The organism is Cyanobium sp. ATX 6E8 (assembly GCF_024346335.1).
Taxonomy (GTDB): Bacteria; Cyanobacteriota; Cyanobacteriia; order PCC-6307; family Cyanobiaceae; genus Cyanobium_A.
The window spans coordinates 218,255-233,778 of record NZ_JAGQCT010000003.1 but is presented as its reverse complement, the minus strand read 5'-3'; the positions used below and the strand labels follow the sequence as shown (position 1 = coordinate 233,778).

The window sequence follows — 15,524 nt, the reverse complement described above, 5'->3', positions numbered from 1 at the left end:
GTGATCGAGTCCGCCTGGTGCGGGTGCCCAGGCAGGTTCACGAGGCAGGTCATTGCCCTCTGGGCCACAGCAGCCTCGATGCTCAGGCCGATGGCGAGCCCTGCCTGCTCGATCAGCTGGCCGCCCCAGAGCCCGAGGCACCTGATGGCAATGGCGCCGATGGGCTGGCGCTGGAGCAGCTGGTCGAGCAGCTCCCCGCCGCCCAGGCCGCAGCGCTGCGGCTCACGATCCTTGAAGGCCTGAGCCTCCGAGATGCAGGTCAGAAGCTCGGCATCAGCGCCATGTCAGTGCAAAGGGCCCAGAAAAAGGCCCTTGGGGCCCTGCGTATGCAGCTCCAGGCCTGAGGGGCCTTTGGCCACCCCTGGTGGCCGGAAGGTTCTGGGAACAGGCTCCGCGTTTCCACCCACTCGCTCCCGCTCGGGGATTCCAGCTCTGCGCTGAACAGCCCGGACTTCGGGCCTTGCTCCACCCGTTCACGCCTGCTCAGGGATTCCGCTGCAACCCAAACAGCCCCTGACCTTGATCCCCTGAGTTCTCCACCAGTGGCTTGCTCCGGGCTTCCTCAGTGTGAGGCATTCCTGCGTCATGCCTCGGCTTCGGGAAGTCCCTTCGCTGCGCCAGATGGCGCAGAAAATCATGGCTTCTCTTTCAGCTACCGCTTCACCGTTCTGCCGTCCTGAGGAAGATCCGTTCCTGCTGCTCGAATCCACGCTCCGTTCCATCGAGGTGGTGCTGATGCTGCGGCGCGATCTGCCGCTGCGCCGCACCTGGATCGAGCAGCCCTATGGAGAAGAGGAAATCACCCTCTTAGAAGAAGAGGTGCTGCCCGCCATCCGCCAGTGCCTGGCGCGGGTGGATGAGCTCGATGAGCGGCTGCTGGCCAAGCAGGAGTTGCTGCGGCGCTGCACGCTGGAAGCTGAGCGCAGGCCATTGCTGGTCTGATCGGCACATGCGGCCGGTAGCAGCGGCTGCCGGCTGCTTTGCACGATCCAGCCATCGAGCTGACCGGTGGTCATCAGCCGCCTAGCTCCGCCTCAAGGGACCAGCCAACGGTCGCTGGCCATCCCTCCCCAGAACGCTGACAGGGACTTGAGCTTGCCTTGGCTGTCAGCCAGCGGAGGTTGACAATGATGTTGACAATGCAGCCTTATTAGGTTGACAATTAGGCATCTATCGAGCGGTGCCTTGCCAGCGATTCGAGGTCGTGGAGAGGAGGTGCGCACGTTCATCGTCGCCAATGTGACCAAGCACCCCACGGACATCGTCCGCCGTGCGGCGGAGAAGTTCGACTGTTCCCGTCAGGCCATCCATCGCCACATTCAACGCCTGTTGGAAGTAGGGGCGCTGATCGAATCCGGCAAGACCCGCAGCCGCACCTATGCGCTGGCCCAGCTCAGCTCATGGCGGCAGCACTATGAAGTGGCCTCCAGTGGCGATGAGGGTGATATCTGGATGCGGGACGTCCGCCCGCAACTCGAGCCCTTGGCCACCAACGTGATGGGCATCTGGCAGTACGGCTTTACGGAGATGTTCAACAACGCGCTGGATCATGCCCAGGCCAGGAGCATCGCGGTGGCCGTCACCAAGACAGCAGCCACTTCGGAGGTGAGCATCCGTGATGACGGTGTTGGCATCTTCCACAAGATCCAAGCAGCCCTTGGCCTTCTGGATGAACGCCATGCCGTGTTGGAGCTGGCCAAGGGTAAATTCACCACTGATCCACAGCGCCATTCCGGAGAAGGCATCTTCTTCAGCTCGCGCATGTTCGATTGTTTTTCGATCACATCGGGCTCTGTGAGCTTCAGTCATCAGGCCAAAGCCCCTGAAGACTGGATTCTCGAAACCGACGCTAGCGGTGGCACCGCCGTCAGGATGGAACTCGGCAATCACACGTCTCGTTCCGTCAACAAGGTCTTCAAACAGTTCACCACTGGTGATGACTTTGGTTTCACGAAGACCGTTGTGCCCGTTCGCCTGGCCCAATACGGCGACGACAATCTTGTGTCGAGGTCGCAGGCCAAGCGCCTGATCGCCCGATTTGAAAAATTTAGAACTGTGGTGCTCGACTTCAAAGGTGTCGCCTTGATCGGCCAGGCTTTTGCCGATGAAGTGTTACGTGTCTTCCCCCTCGCCCATCCAGAAGTCGAGCTTGTACCCCTCAATGCCAACAAGGAAGTAAGCCAGATGATTGCTCATGTTTTAGAGACCTCCAGGTGAAGAGCATGGTCATTCGTTACGAGGTGCTGGTTGCGGCCCAAGTTCTTGTCATCAACGCATCAGTGGCTTGATGCGGTTGCTGCTGAGCTGATCAGGACTTCACGACCGGTGACAGCCGCCGCTCGCGTGGATCAAGCCAGCCAACCAGCGGTTCTCTTTGCCACCCGTTGCCGCAGCGTCTGCGTCAGCTCCTGAATGGCGGAGCACTCCAGCAAGGCGCTGGGCACCAGCAGATCGAGCTGCTCCAGCTGAGTGATCCACTCGATGGAACTGGTGCTGGCGCAACTCATCAGCGGTGCCAGCAGGCTGATCTCCACCAGCAGCGCCGGACCATCGCGCTGTGGCAAGGCTTCACCGGTGAGGGTGCACCAGTGCTCCAGCAGGGAAGAAAACATCGACGCCTTCTGGATCGCCTGGCTCTGCAACAGCGCATAGGCCTGGGATGCCGCCAGCGAGACCTCGGTGGCGATGCGCGGTGCACCCTGGGCGCTTGAGGGGATCAAAGCGTCGCGGCGCATCCCTTGGTCGAGCGATTCCAGCCAGGCGCAGGCGAGCAGAAGCAGGCAAAGCCTGTCAGCCCAAAAGCCTGTGACAGGAAGGCTTTTGGGCTAAAAAATCAGGCTCTGACTGAAACGCCCCCTGTGTGATTCGAACACACGACCGGCTGCTTAGAAGGCAGCTGCTCTATCCAGCTGAGCTAAGGGAGCTTCGATCTCATGATCGCGCACCTGCCCCAACGTCATATCCGCCCACCCCCTGAGCGCCGCCGTTGGCTGCCTTTGGGGGAGTTGGGGCAATCCGCCTAAAGTGGCGAGCTGCGCATTGCTCGACCCATGGCTGCCCCCCGGCTCTCCGACAGCCAGAAAATCGAGATCGTGGCGCGCTATCGCGCCGGTGAGGGGAGCACGGAGCTGGCGGAGGCCTACGGCTGTAGTGCCAACACCGTGAGCCGCGCGGTGAAGGCCGCGCTCGAGCCGGCCGAATATGAGCAGCTCAAGCAGCTGCGCACCCCCCGCGCCGCCAAGGCCGTGCCGCAGCCCGCCAAGCCAGATCCCCTTCCTCAAGTCAGCGCGCCAGATCTCCCAGATAGCCCGCCAAAGGGGGCCGACGACGACGAGGCTGCGGTGTTGGCGATCGACGATGCCGATGATTTCGGCGATGACGCCAGCGACGCAGCCGAAGCGGACGCCCACCTCGACTTCGACGATGACGACACGAGCGATCCGAGTGAGTCGTTCATGGCTGTGCCGTTGCTGCTGGGAAACCACCACGGCGAGCCAGCCCAGTGCCAGCCCCTGGCGGAGGCGCCGCTGCCCGCCAGCGTCTACATGCTGGTGGACAAAACCGTGGAGCTCCAGGCCAAGCCGCTCAAGGAGTTCCCGGAGTTGGGGCAGCTGCCCGATGGGGAAGAAGACCGGCAGGCCCTGTTGGTGTTTGCCAATCCGCGCCAGGCCAAGCGCCACTGCGGCCGCACCCAGCGGGTGATCAAGGTGCCCGACACCCGCGTGCTGGAGCGCACCGCCCCCTACCTGATCGCCCAGGGCATCAGCCGTGTGGTGATCGAGGGAAGCCTCTATTCCCTGCCGGGCAGCTGATCGCTGCGGGGAGCCAGTAGCGCCGCGCTGCAGCCGCCGCTGAGCACACCGATCACCAGGGCGATGCCCACCAGGAAGCCGGCGGGCAATGGAGCGCTGCGGCCAAACCCCAGGTTGAGGCTGGGGCGCTGATCGAGGTTTTGGGCGCCGAGGCAGAGAATCGCCAGCAGCAGGCTGCCGCCCAGCAGGCTGGCCAGAAGCAGACGCAGGCGCGCGGCCATCAGGGGATCCGGGATCGGCCGATCCGGAGCTGGAACTGCGCAGAAGTCTGACGGGTCAGGGTTGCGGCGTCAGCTGTTGGGGCCTGGCGGCGTCTGATGCAACAGAGCGTAGAGCTCGCGTTTGCTGTGGCCGGTGCGTTCGGCCAGCAGCTTGGCGGCGGCATTGCTGCTGTGGCCCGCCTGTTGCAGGGCCTCAAGCTCGGCCGTGAGGCTGGCGGCGTCCCAACTGGGCGGCGCTGGCGGCTCGGCGCCGCCCAGCACCAGGGTGCATTCCCCCTGGGGTGGCGTGCGCCGGAAATGCTCGCGGGCCGCCACCACCGTGGGGCCCACCTGCTCCTCGTGCTTCTTGGTGAGTTCGCGGGCGACGCGCAGGGGCCGATCGCCCAGCACCGCCAGCAGATCGTTGAGCAGATCCAGCAGCCGGTGCGGTGCTTCAAACAGCACCAGGGTGCGCTGCTCGCCGGCGAGCTCCTGCAGCCGCTGGCGCCGCTGGTTGGCCTTGGGCGGCAGGAAGCCCTCAAAGCAGAAGCGCCCGCTGGGTAGGCCGCTGCTCACCAGGGCCGTGGTCACGGCGCTGGGGCCAGGAACGCAGATCACCCCATGGCCGGCGTTGCGGGCGGCCGCCACCAGCGCCTCGCCGGGATCGGAGATGCCCGGCAGACCGGCATCACTGATCACGGCCAGCGCCTCGCCTGCGGCCAGGGCGGCGAGCAGCTCGGGGATGCGGGCGGTTTGGTTGTGGGCATGGAAGCTCACCAGCCTGGGCCCCTGGTCCTTCTGGCGTAGCCCCAGCTGGTGCAGCAGTAAACCGCTGCGGCGCGTGTCCTCACAGGCGATGCGGCTCACGCCGGCCAGCACCTGCCGGGCGCGGGGCGACAGGTCGCCCAGGTTGCCGATTGGGGTGCCCACCAGGTAGAGCACGCCGGGGGCCGGTTCGGTGGCTTGCACGGCTCGGGGCTCGCTCCTGCACAATGCTGATCCCTGCCCCACCATGATGCCGGCTGCCCTGCCCTTGCCCTCGGGCATCACCTTGGAGGTGCTGCTGGGTGAGCTGCGGCGGCTGAGCTGGGGGGCCGCCGACATCCTGCTGGCCTATGGCCGCGGCGAGCAGCCCCCCTACGGTTTTCCCCGGGCCCTGAGCGTGGACGAGGGGGGCGAGGGCCCGGTGAGCGCGGCGGATCTGGCGGTGAACCGCTGGCTGCTGGATGGCCTGGCGGCGGCTTTCCCCGCCGCCGACTGGACCGTGCTCAGCGAGGAGACCGCCAAGGAGCAACTCACCGACGGCCAGCCCTTGGCAACCGAGTGGCTGTGGATCCTCGATCCCCTCGATGGCACCAAAGACTTCCTGCAGGGCACCGGCGAATACGCCGTGCATCTGGCGCTGGTGCACCGCGGCGAACCGGTGCTGGGGGTGGTGCTGCTGCCGGTGATGGAGGAGTTGTGGCTGGGCGTGATGCCCGCCCTCACTGGGGCCAGCGGCGAGGCTTGGTGTGAAAACCGCGCTGGTGTGCGCTCGCCCGTGCGGTTCAGCGGCCGCCACGCCCTGGGCGAGCTGGTGCTGGTGGCCAGCCGCAACCACCGCGACGCGCGCCTCGAGCAGCTCCTAGAGGCCTTAGCCCTAGGCGACACCAAGGCAATCGGCAGCGTGGGCGGCAAGGTGGCCACGATCCTGCGCGGCGAGACCGACCTTTACATCTCCCTGTCTGGGAAGAGTGCCCCGAAGGACTGGGACATGGCGGCCCCGGAAGCGGTGCTGCGCGCCGCCGGTGGGGCCTTCAGCCATGCCGATGGACGGCCGTTGGCCTACAACAGCGGCGACGTGCGTCAGGCAGGTTGCCTGATCGCCAGCCACGGGACCGCCCATGGCGCGTTGTGCGCAAGGGCGGCCGCGACGATGGCCACGATTGATCCGGGCTTTGTCGTCTGAGTTGGCCTCGGGGCCTCAGGCCGGCACCGGCGCTTCGGATTCGGATTGGGGCACACCGCGCAGGGTGAGGTTGATGCGGCCGCGGTTGTCGATTTCGCGCACGCGCACGGTCACCTGATCGCCCACGTTGACCACGTCTTCCACCTTCTCTACCCGGGCTTCGGAAAGCTGGGAGATGTGGATCATCCCTTCCTTGCCGGGCAGGATTTCCACGAAGGCACCGATCGGGATCACCCGGGTGACGCCACCGGTGAACACCTCGCCTTCGCTGATGCGACGGGTGAGGCCTTCGATGATGCGCTGGGCCTCTTCGGCCGCGGCGCCGTCGTGGCTGGCGATCGTGACGATGCCGCCATCTTCGATGTCGATCTTGGTGTTGGTGCGCTCGGTGATGCCCTTGATCGTGCGGCCGCCGGGGCCGATCACGGTGCCAATCAGCTCCGGATCAATCCGGAAGCTGAGCAGGCGCGGGGCGTGGGGCGACATGGTGTCGCGGGGCTTGTCGATCGCCTCGAGCATCTTCTCGAGGATGTGCAGGCGGGCAGGGCGGGCCTGGTTGACGGCTTCGGCCACGGTTTTCACGTCGAGGCCCGTGATCTTCATGTCCATCTGCAGGGCAGTGATGCCCTTCTCGGTGCCAGCCACCTTGAAGTCCATGTCGCCGAGGAAGTCCTCGATGCCCTGGATGTCGGTGAGGATGCGCACCTCTTTGCCCTCCTTGATCAGGCCCATGGCGGCGCCGCTCACCGGAGCCTTGAGGGGCACGCCCGCATCCATCAGCGCCAGGGTGCTGCCGCACACCGAGCCCATCGAGGTGGAGCCGTTGGAGCTGAGGCACTCCGACACCACGCGCAGCACGTAGGGGAAGGACTCCTTGCTGGGCAGCACCGGCACGATCGCCCGCTCAGCCAGGGCGCCGTGGCCGATTTCGCGGCGGCCGGGGGAGCGCATCGGCTTGGTTTCGCCGGTGGAGTAGGGCGGGAAGTTGTAGTGGTGCAGGTAGTGCTTCTCGGTGGACGGGTTGAGGTCGTCCATCTCCTGGGCGTCGCTCGGGGTGCCGAGGGTGGCGCAGGAGAGCACCTGGGTGAGGCCGCGCTGGAACAGGGCTGAGCCGTGCACGCGCTTGGGCAGCACGCCGGCGGCGGCGCTGATCGTGCGCACCTCGTCGAGGTTGCGGCCGTCGACGCGCTTGCCGTCCTTCAGGATCTGCTCGCGCATCAGCTTCTTGGTGAGGCTCTTGTAGCTGTTGCCCAGGGCCTTGCCGCTGGCCGCCGAGCGGATCGGGTCGTCCTCGGCGAGGGCGGCGATCTTCTCGCTCACCTCAGCCTTGATCGCGTCGAGTTTCTCGTCGCGCTCGGGCTTGGTTTGGGAGAACTGCTTGAGCACCTCACCGATGCCTTTGGCGCATTCCTTCTCGAGGAAGCTGGGCAGGGTGGCGTCGACCACCTGGGCCTCGGGGATCACCTGCTCGATGCCCAGCTCCTTCAGCAGGTTTTGCTGGGCCTTGATCAACTCGCACACCGCTTCGTAGCCGAAGTCGATTGCTTCGATCACGTCCTGCTCGGGCAGCTGGTTCGCTCCGGCTTCCACCATGATCACGCCCTCGGGCGTGCCGGCCACCACCAGGTCCAGCTCGCTGCGCTCGATCTCGCGGAAGCTGGGGTTAAGCACGAAGTCGTCGCCCAGCAGACCCACCCGCACCGCAGCCATGGGGCCGTGGAAGGGGATCTTGGCCAGCAGGGTGGCCATCGAGGCGCCGGTCACGGCGAGCACATCGGGCGGTACCCGCTCATCGAGGGAGAGGCAGGTGGCCACGATCTGGATGTCGTCGCGCATCCAGCTGGGGAACAGCGGCCGCATCGGCCGATCGATCAGCCGGCAGGTGAGGATCGCCCGCTCGGGGGGACGAGCCTCACGGCGGAAGAAGCTGCCGGGGATGCGACCGGCTGCATACAACCGCTCTTCGTAGTCGCAGATCAGGGGCAGAAAATCGATGCCTTCGCGGCCGCCGGAGCGGGTGGCGGTAACCAAAACGGAGGTATCACCACATTCGACCATCACCGAGCCCCCGGCCTGGGGGGCAAACCGACCGGTGGTCAGCCGGATCTCCCGACCATCGAAGGAGATCGACTGAGTTTGTCCTTGCACTTGGGCTTATGTCCTGTTGTTGTCAAGAGCCATTCTCGCATTCGGCCTCTAGCTGCTGCGGATTCCTTTGCTTTTTCTCGCGTTTGGGCCGTTGGCGGCAGCACAAAAAAAGGCGCCCTTAGGCGCCTTGGGGGATTGGATGGGGGAGAGGCAATTCGGATTTCGATGCCGATGCCTGCCCGCTCCGGATCACCAGGAGGACTTGACCACGCCGGGCAGCTCACCCTTGTGAGCGCGCTCACGCAGCTGGTTGCGGCACAGGCCGAAATCGCGGTACACACCACGGGGCTTGCCGGTGGCCCAGCAGCGGTTGCGCACGCGGGTGGGGGCGCTGTTGCGGGGCAGCGCCTGGATTTTGCGGTGGATTTCCAGCCGCTCCATCGGATCGGCAGCGGCGTCGAAGGCGGCCTTGAGGGCAGCACGCTTGGCAGCAAACTGCTGCACTATTTTCTTGCGCTTCACATCGCGCGCAATCATCGACTTCTTCGCCATGCGGCCTGGGCTGCGATCGGGTAGGTGGTGCCGAGCTTACCGTGCGGGGGTTCGGGCTCCGGGTTGGGGCGAGATCAGCGCCCCAGCAGCTGCTGCACCGCCGGCAGCTGGGAGGTGTCCTTGACGATCAGCACCACGCTCAGGCCCACCAGGAACACAAAGCCCGACTGCATGAAGGCCATCTGGAAACGCTCGGGTAGGGGTTTGCCGCGCACGCCCTCGAGCAGCAGCAACACAAACTGACCGCCATCGAGCAGGGGCAGTGGCAGGGCATTGAGCACTGCCAGGTTGATCGAGATCAGGGCGGTGAAGATGAACAGGCTGCTGCCGCCCTGTTTGGCCAGCGATGCCCCCATCTCGACGATTTTCACCGGGCCGCTCACCTGGCTGGCGGTTTCGCCGAAGTGGGTGGCGAGGGTGACGAAACCCTCCACGGTGCGGCTGGTGAGGGCGACGAAGTCGTGGTTGGCCTGGCGGAAGGGCTCAAGCGGATTGCGGGCGGGGCGGAAGGCCTCGCTGCCGTTGGGTTGCAGCTGGGCGCCGATGCGGCCTACGCCGCCGAGGTCGGCGGGGGTGAGCTGCATGGCCACGGTCTGACCGTTGCGCTCGGCATCGAGGCGCAGGGTTTGGTCGGGGGCGGCCTTGATCCGCTCCACCAGGGCGGCCACGCCGCTCTGGCCGCCGCCGAGGGGCTGGCCATCGAGGCGCATCAGGCGATCACCAGGTTGGAGGCCGGCGGCGGCGGCGGCCTGTCCAGGCTGCACGCCGCTCACCAGCACGCCGGGGCTGGCGCTGAAGCCGGCGGGGATGCCGAGCACCAGGCCCTGGCCCAGCAGCACGGCATAGGCGAGCAGCAGGTTGGCCATCACCCCGGCGGCGATCACCAGGGCGCGCTGGGGTAAGGGCCGGTTGGAGAGCAGGTTGGGGTCGTTTTTGGGGATGGGGCTGTCGTCGTCGTCATCGGGGAAGGCCACGAAGCCGCCCAGCGGAATGGCGCGTAGGGCGAATTGCACGCCGCGGCGCTGGCGCTCCAGCAGCACCGGCCCGAAGCCGATCGAGAAGCTGCTGACCCGGATGCCCTGCCAGGTGGCGGCAAAAAAGTGCCCCGCCTCGTGCACCACGATCAACCCCGCCAGGATCGCCAGTGCTGTGAGAACGCCCATTCAGGCCCTGCTGTGAAGGCCTTCATTGTGGTGGGTTTGGGGTGCCAGCCGTTTTTGGGGCTGGTTCCTCTCCGTGGGGCCTCCAGACTTCAGTACAGCCTGTACGGAATTCGGGCAGCCCAGACGGGAGATCCGCGAGTTTGGCCCCCAGCTTCACCCTGCGCTGATCCTGGCGCTCCCGAAGTAGGGCACCAGGGCGGCGGGGAGTTTCACACTGCCATCGGGTTGCTGCCCGGTTTCGAGCAGGGCGGCCATGGTGCGGCCGATGGCCAGGCCGGAGCCGTTGAGGGTGTGCACCAGGTGGGTGCCCTTGCCCTGCTTGTAGCGGATGGCGGCGCGGCGGGCCTGGAAGTCGTTGCACACCGAGCAGCTGGAGATCTCGCGGTAGGCGCCGGCGCCGGGCAGCCACACCTCGAGGTCGTAGGTGCGGGCGGCGGAGAAGCCCAGATCCCCGGTGCAGAGCTCGATCTTGCGGTAAGGAAGCTCGAGACCTTCCAGCACAGCTTCCGCGTCGGCGGTGATCTGTTGGTGGGCGGCGGCGGACTCCTCGGGATGGCAGAACCAGTAGAGCTCCACCTTGTTGAACTGGTGCAGGCGGATCAGGCCGCGGGTGTCGCGGCCGTAGGAGCCGGCTTCGCGGCGGAAGCAGGGGGTGTAGGCGGCGTATTTGAGCGGCAACTGCTCGGCGGGGATCACCTCATCGCGATGGAGGGAGGTGAGCGGCACCTCGGCGGTGGGGGTGAGCCAGAGGTCGTCGTCGGCGCAGCGGAAGCTCTCTTCGGCGAATTTGGGCAGCTGGCCCGAGCCGGTGAGGCTGGCGGAGTTCACCAGGATCGGCGGCATCACCTCCTGGTAGCCCTTGCTGGCGTGCAGATCGAGCATGAAGCTGATCAGGGCCCGCTCTAGCCGGGCGCCAGCGCCCATCAGGGTGATGAAGCGGCTCTGGGCGATGCGCACCGAGCGCTCGGTTTCAAACAGCCCCAGCCGCTCGCCGATCTGCCAGTGCTCCTCGAGCCCCGCTTCCACGCGGGGGCTGCCCCAGCGCTTGATCTCCACGTTGTCGGCCTCCACGCGGCCGTCGGGCGCGTCGGGCGAGGGCAGGTTGGGCAGGGCGGCGAGGGCCTCGCGCAGCTGAAGCTCGAGGGCTTTCTCCTGCTCCTCGATGCTGGCCACCTGATGCTTGATGGCATTGCCCTGGTCGCGCAGGGCCTGCACCTCTGGACCTTTTGGGTCGCCTCCACCCTGGATCAGCTGCCCTACGGCCTTGCCGATGCGGTTGCCCTCAGCCTGCAGGCCACTGCGCTGTTCTTCGAGATCGCGCTCCTGGCGGGCGATCTGCTGCAGCGGGCCGAGGTCGAGCGTCATGCCGCGCCGCCCGAGCTGCTGCGTGATCAGCTCGGGGTTGTCGCGCAGCAGGCGCTGATCCAGCACAGACCCAAGGCAAGTAAACCGAGCCTACGGGGCAAGGTTCACAGCACTTGCACCACTTCGCTCACCTCGGGGATGGCCTCGCGCAGCTTGCGCTCGATGCCCATCTTGAGGGTCATGGTGCTGCTGGGGCAGGAGCCGCAGGCGCCCTGGAGCCGCACCTTCACGATCGGCCCGTCGATCTCCACTACTTCCACGTTGCCGCCATCGGCCATCAGATACGGGCGCAGCTCATCGAGGGTGCGCTCCACGTTTTCGATCGTGAGGGCGTGGGGGTCGGCGCTGCTGGGGGTGGCGTTTTCGGGTGCCGTGGTTTCTGTTGTCATGGCTAAGGGTTGGGGGCGATACCAAGGAGCTTAGGAATGGATCGCGGCGGCAGGGCCTCTCCCTAGGATCGCTGCCATGACAGACGTTCCCGTTCAACGGATCCGCAATTTCTGCATCATCGCCCACATCGACCATGGGAAATCCACCCTGGCCGACCGGCTGCTGCAGGACACCGGCACCGTCGCTGCCCGCGACATGCAGGAGCAGTTCCTCGACAACATGGAGCTGGAACGTGAACGCGGCATCACCATCAAGCTCCAGGCCGCGCGCATGGAGTACACGGCAGCCGATGGCGAGCCCTACATCCTCAACCTGATCGACACTCCCGGCCACGTTGACTTCTCATATGAAGTGAGCCGTTCCCTGCAGGCCTGCGAAGGGGCCCTGCTGGTGGTGGATGCGTCCCAGGGTGTGGAAGCCCAAACCCTGGCCAACGTGTATCTGGCCCTAGCCAACGATCTCGAGATCATTCCCGTTCTCAACAAGATCGACCTGCCGGGAGCCGATCCCGAGCGCATTGCCGAAGAAATCGAAGCGATCATCGGCCTCGATTGCTCCAACGCCATCCATTGCTCCGCCAAAACCGGCCTCGGTGTGCCCGAGATCCTGCAGGCCGTGGTGGATCGGGTGCCGCCCCCACCCGACAAGGTGGCTGAGCCGCTGCGGGCGCTGATTTTCGATTCCTATTACGACCCCTACCGGGGCGTGATTGTGTATTTCCGGGTGATATCCGGCTCGATCAGCAAGCGCGACAAGGTGCTGCTGATGGCGTCCAAGAAAACCTACGAGCTCGATGAGGTGGGCGTGATGGCGCCTGATCAGCGCCAGGTGGAGTCGCTTCACGCCGGCGAGGTGGGCTATCTCGCCGCTTCCATCAAGGCCGTGGCCGATGCCCGCGTGGGCGACACGATCACCTTGATGTCCAATCCCGCTGCCGAGCCCTTGCCCGGATACACCGAGGCCAAGCCGATGGTGTTCTGCGGCCTGTTTCCCACCGACGCCGACCAATACCCCGATCTGCGCGAAGCCCTCGACAAGCTGCAGCTCTCCGATGCGGCGCTCAAATACGAGCCCGAAACCAGCAGCGCCATGGGCTTCGGCTTCCGCTGCGGCTTTTTGGGCCTGCTGCACATGGAGATCGTGCAGGAGCGGCTCGAGCGGGAATACAACCTCGATCTGATCGTCACCGCGCCGTCGGTGATCTATCAGGTGAACATGCTCGATGGCAGCACCTTGATGGTGGACAACCCCGCCACCCTGCCCGATCCGCAGAAGCGCGAATCGATCGAAGAGCCCTATGTGAAGCTCGAGATCTACACCCCCAACACCTACAACGGCACCTTGATGGAGCTGTGCCAGGAGCGGCGCGGTGAATTCATCGACATGAAATACATCACCACCGATCGGGTGACGCTCCACTACGAGATGCCGCTGGCTGAGGTGGTGACCGATTTCTTCGACCAGATGAAATCGCGCACCAAGGGCTACGCCTCGATGGAATACAGCCTGATCGGCTACCGCAAAAACGAGCTGGTGCGCCTCGATGTGCTGATTAATGCTGAAAAGGCCGATCCACTTACCACGATCGTGCACCGCGATAAGGCCTACAACGTGGGCAAGGGCCTGGTGGAGAAGCTGAAAGAACTGATTCCTCGCCAGCAGTTCAAGATCCCCATCCAGGCCTCGATCGGCAGCCGCGTGATCGCCTCCGAAAGCATCAGCGCGATGCGCAAGGACGTGCTCGCCAAGTGCTACGGCGGCGACATCTCGCGCAAGAAGAAGCTGCTGCAGAAGCAGGCCAAGGGCAAGAAGCGGATGAAGGCGATGGGCAAGGTGGAGGTGCCCCAGGAGGCCTTCATGGCAGTGCTCAAGCTGAATCAGTAGCTCCCCCTGATGGGCGGCCGTGGGGGCTGTGGGAATGCTGAACGGGTCGTTGTCAAACAGGTGCCCCGATGGCCCCGTTACCGCGCTTGCGACCACGGTTTTGCTTTAGCCCTTGCTCTTGCTTTGGCCCTCGCTCTCGACCGGCGCAAGATGGCTTTCTGTTGCCGCTGTCCACTGCCGCCTCCCTGCTGTTGATGCTCAGCAGCCTGTCGCTGCAGGCGGCGGCACTCCAATCCCGCAGCCAGGTGAGTGCGGGCCAGCGGCTGCGCCAGGCCGAGGATGGGCTGATGTCGGCGGCCCAGCACCTGCTGGCGGATCCCCGCAGCGTTGATCAACTCGCCGCCCGGGTGGGCGAGACAGGCCAGGTGGGCCCGGTGGCCTACCGGCTGGTGCGGGTTGAGGGCCCCACTTGGCAGGACGCCGCTGAGGCCGGGGCTCCGCAGCGGGGCCAGGCGGTGGCCACGCTGGAGCTGCTGGCCAGTGCCGAGCAGCCGCGCCCGCTGCAGGCGGCGTTTGCCCTGGAATTGATGCGTCAGGCGGCCGCTGAGGGACTGGCGCCCCCGCAGTTGGTGGCGCTGCGGGAACTCGGCTTGCGGGGTCGCTCCGCCGCGGCGGGGGCGTCATGAACCTGGTGGAAACCCTGGTGGCGTCGGTGATTCTGGTGGTCTCGTCGAGTTGCTCCCTGCAGCTCTGGGCCAGCGGCACCAGCTCAGCGGCGGCGGCGGAGCAGCGTCAGCAGCAACTCGGGCAGCTGGAGATCGCCCTGCTGGGCAGTCAGGCCCGGCTGACGGCCATGGCGGCCGAGCCCGTGGCGGCCGACTGCGTGGATGCCGCCCGCTGGCTGGCCGCCCATCTGCAATCCCAGCCTCTGGGGGCAGGGTTGAGCCGTGTGGTGAGCGCCGAACCCGGCGCCCTAGTGCGCGTGCAGATCACTGCGGCGGAGGTGGGGCAGCGGCAGCGCTGGCTCAGCCCGGCGGCCTATGGCCTGTGCGGCTCAATGGTGCCCACAACTGAGCCCCCAACTGAGGAGCAGACCGATGCCACGCTTTGACAGCCGCACCGCACACGCTGGCTTCAGCCTGCCGGAGGTGTTGGTGGCGATGGCGGTGTTGGGAATCCTGGCCGCGATGAGTGTTGGCTCGGGCCAGCGCAGCCTGGCGCTGATGCGGGTGGAGTCGACCAGCCGCCGGCTGGCCCTGGGCCTTGAGCAAGCACGCCAGGCGGCCGCGCGCCACGGCCAGCCCTGCGCCCTGGCGCTTGGACCCTCGGGCTGGCGTGAGCCCAGTGGCGGCAGCTTGCCGGCCTGCGGAATCAGCGATGGCGCGGAGCAGGAGCACCAAGCCGGCGTGGAGCTGCGGCACAACCTGCCTGCGGCCCTGCGGTTCAGCAGCAACGGACTGGTGCTGGATGGCGGCACGGTGCTGATCGCTGCTGAGGGCATCGAGCTGCGGCGTTGCCTGGTGCTGTCGTTGCCCCTGGGGGTGGTGCGGCTGGGGCGCTATAGCGGCCCGGCGGATGGCACGCCCAGCAGCAGCGCCTGCCTTGCCGATGGGGCGTTATGACCCACAAGTGTCTTGCTCAATCCCAGGGGTTTTCCCTGGTGGAGTTGTTGCTGGCCCTGGTGATCGGCTGCGGCCTCACCGGCGGGCTGCTGCAGGCCATGCTGGCGGAAGGCAGCAACGGCCAGCGGCTGGGCCGGTTGCTGCGCGAGCGGGTGGTGGCCCGGCGCACGCTGGAGCTGGTGCGGGGCGATCTGCTGCAGGCCCAAGGCCAGGCTGATCCGGCGGTGCTGCCGCCGGCCTGCAATCTGGCCGGGCGCACGGTGGTGCTGCATCTGGCCACCGCTGCCGGACCGATCACCTACTCGCTGGGCAAACCCGCCGAGCCGATCTGGCGCGGGCGGGTGCTGATGCGCTGCGGGCCGGCCTATGGACTCCATGGCGAACTGGGCAGCGGCGCGGCCCAAAACCGGGTGGTGCTTGATGCCCTGGCCAAGAGCGATGGCTTTCGGGCTGAGCCCGGCGCCGATGGGGTGCTGCAGCTGCAGGTGCAGCAGAGCTGGGCCGATGGCGGGCAGCTGCGCAGTGTGTTGCCGGTGGCGCTGCTGCGGGGTGCCTGAAGG

At 66.2% G+C, this 15,524-nt stretch carries 18 protein-coding genes and 1 tRNA gene; 10 read left to right on the top strand and 9 right to left on the bottom strand.

Annotated features, from left to right (window positions below):
- The 3 genes from KBY70_RS04865 to KBY70_RS04855 all read left to right on the top strand — a co-directional run.
- The coding region (locus KBY70_RS04865) for a sigma factor-like helix-turn-helix DNA-binding protein (RefSeq protein ID WP_315859687.1) at positions 1-344 on the top strand (344 nt) is incomplete at its 5' end.
- A 277-nt stretch (positions 345-621) separates the two neighbouring features.
- Positions 622-942: a hypothetical protein gene (locus tag KBY70_RS04860; RefSeq protein ID WP_254987601.1), complete on the top strand. Its 321-nt coding sequence runs from the start codon at positions 622-624 to the stop codon at positions 940-942.
- A 273-nt stretch (positions 943-1,215) separates the two neighbouring features.
- Entirely contained in the window at positions 1,216-2,217 is a 1,002-nt protein-coding gene (locus KBY70_RS04855) for an STAS-like domain-containing protein (protein ID WP_233128605.1), read from the top strand.
- Positions 2,218-2,348: 131 nt separating this feature from the next.
- Here KBY70_RS04855 and KBY70_RS04850 read toward each other — a convergent pair whose 3' ends face one another.
- Together KBY70_RS04850 and KBY70_RS04845 are read right to left on the bottom strand one after the other, a co-directional pair.
- Positions 2,349-2,735, bottom strand: coding sequence for a hypothetical protein (locus KBY70_RS04850; protein WP_094560544.1), 387 nt, complete (start codon positions 2,733-2,735; stop codon positions 2,349-2,351).
- A 115-nt stretch (positions 2,736-2,850) separates the two neighbouring features.
- Positions 2,851-2,924: transfer RNA gene (locus tag KBY70_RS04845), tRNA-Arg, on the bottom strand.
- A gap of 126 nt (positions 2,925-3,050) precedes the next feature.
- On the opposite strand from KBY70_RS04845, the gene KBY70_RS04840 reads away from it, so the two are divergent.
- Positions 3,051-3,812 carry a hypothetical protein gene (locus KBY70_RS04840; protein WP_254987600.1) on the top strand — a complete coding sequence of 254 codons (762 nt, stop codon included), beginning with the start codon at positions 3,051-3,053 and terminating at the stop codon, positions 3,810-3,812.
- Here KBY70_RS04840 and KBY70_RS04835 read toward each other — a convergent pair.
- Both KBY70_RS04835 and rsmI read right to left on the bottom strand, forming a co-directional pair.
- Positions 3,791-4,033, bottom strand: a complete 243-nt coding sequence (locus tag KBY70_RS04835) for a hypothetical protein (RefSeq protein WP_254987599.1) — start codon at positions 4,031-4,033, stop codon at positions 3,791-3,793. The genes KBY70_RS04840 and KBY70_RS04835 overlap by 22 nt on opposite strands.
- 69 nt (positions 4,034-4,102) lie before the next feature.
- Entirely contained in the window at positions 4,103-5,026 is a 924-nt protein-coding gene (gene rsmI / locus KBY70_RS04830; protein WP_094560682.1) for a 16S rRNA (cytidine(1402)-2'-O)-methyltransferase, read from the bottom strand.
- On the opposite strand from rsmI, the gene KBY70_RS04825 reads away from it, so the two are divergent.
- Complete coding sequence (locus KBY70_RS04825) at positions 5,025-5,960, top strand: 3'(2'),5'-bisphosphate nucleotidase CysQ (protein ID WP_094560538.1); 936 nt, start codon at positions 5,025-5,027, stop codon at positions 5,958-5,960. The two genes, rsmI and KBY70_RS04825, sit on opposite strands and share 2 nt — an antisense overlap.
- 15 nt (positions 5,961-5,975) lie before the next feature.
- Here KBY70_RS04825 and KBY70_RS04820 read toward each other — a convergent pair whose 3' ends face one another.
- The 5 genes from KBY70_RS04820 to KBY70_RS04800 all read right to left on the bottom strand — a co-directional run bounded on the left by KBY70_RS04820 (position 5,976) and on the right by KBY70_RS04800 (position 11,517).
- Positions 5,976-8,108: a polyribonucleotide nucleotidyltransferase gene (locus tag KBY70_RS04820; protein ID WP_094560536.1), complete on the bottom strand. Its 2,133-nt coding sequence runs from the start codon at positions 8,106-8,108 to the stop codon at positions 5,976-5,978.
- 189 nt (positions 8,109-8,297) lie between these two features.
- Positions 8,298-8,600, bottom strand: a complete 303-nt coding sequence (gene rpsN / locus KBY70_RS04815) for a 30S ribosomal protein S14 (RefSeq protein ID WP_094560534.1) — start codon at positions 8,598-8,600, stop codon at positions 8,298-8,300.
- A gap of 74 nt (positions 8,601-8,674) precedes the next feature.
- On the bottom strand, positions 8,675-9,763 hold the full coding sequence (gene rseP, locus KBY70_RS04810) for an RIP metalloprotease RseP (protein WP_094560532.1): 1,089 nt from the start codon (positions 9,761-9,763) through the stop codon (positions 8,675-8,677).
- A gap of 153 nt (positions 9,764-9,916) precedes the next feature.
- The gene (gene serS, locus KBY70_RS04805; RefSeq protein ID WP_094560530.1) at positions 9,917-11,194 is read right to left on the bottom strand and encodes a serine--tRNA ligase; all 1,278 of its coding nucleotides are present in this window, start codon (positions 11,192-11,194) and stop codon (positions 9,917-9,919) included.
- A gap of 38 nt (positions 11,195-11,232) precedes the next feature.
- Positions 11,233-11,517: a NifU family protein gene (locus KBY70_RS04800; protein ID WP_094560528.1), complete on the bottom strand. Its 285-nt coding sequence runs from the start codon at positions 11,515-11,517 to the stop codon at positions 11,233-11,235.
- A 76-nt stretch (positions 11,518-11,593) separates the two neighbouring features.
- Between KBY70_RS04800 and lepA the strand changes: the two genes are divergently transcribed.
- The 5 genes from lepA to KBY70_RS04775 all read left to right on the top strand — a co-directional run bounded on the left by lepA (position 11,594) and on the right by KBY70_RS04775 (position 15,521).
- Positions 11,594-13,402 carry a translation elongation factor 4 gene (lepA, locus tag KBY70_RS04795; protein ID WP_094560526.1) on the top strand — a complete coding sequence of 603 codons (1,809 nt, stop codon included), beginning with the start codon at positions 11,594-11,596 and terminating at the stop codon, positions 13,400-13,402.
- A gap of 161 nt (positions 13,403-13,563) precedes the next feature.
- Positions 13,564-14,028, top strand: coding sequence for a hypothetical protein (locus KBY70_RS04790; protein WP_094560524.1), 465 nt, complete (start codon positions 13,564-13,566; stop codon positions 14,026-14,028).
- Entirely contained in the window at positions 14,025-14,453 is a 429-nt protein-coding gene (locus KBY70_RS04785) for a hypothetical protein (protein WP_254987598.1), read from the top strand. The genes KBY70_RS04790 and KBY70_RS04785 overlap by 4 nt, the downstream gene beginning before the upstream one ends.
- On the top strand, positions 14,440-14,964 hold the full coding sequence (locus KBY70_RS04780) for a GspH/FimT family pseudopilin (protein WP_254987597.1): 525 nt from the start codon (positions 14,440-14,442) through the stop codon (positions 14,962-14,964). Before KBY70_RS04785 ends, KBY70_RS04780 begins: the two co-directional genes overlap by 14 nt.
- Positions 14,961-15,521: a type II secretion system protein J gene (locus tag KBY70_RS04775; protein ID WP_254987596.1), complete on the top strand. Its 561-nt coding sequence runs from the start codon at positions 14,961-14,963 to the stop codon at positions 15,519-15,521. The genes KBY70_RS04780 and KBY70_RS04775 overlap by 4 nt, the downstream gene beginning before the upstream one ends.
- Positions 15,522-15,524: the final 3 nt, after the last annotated feature.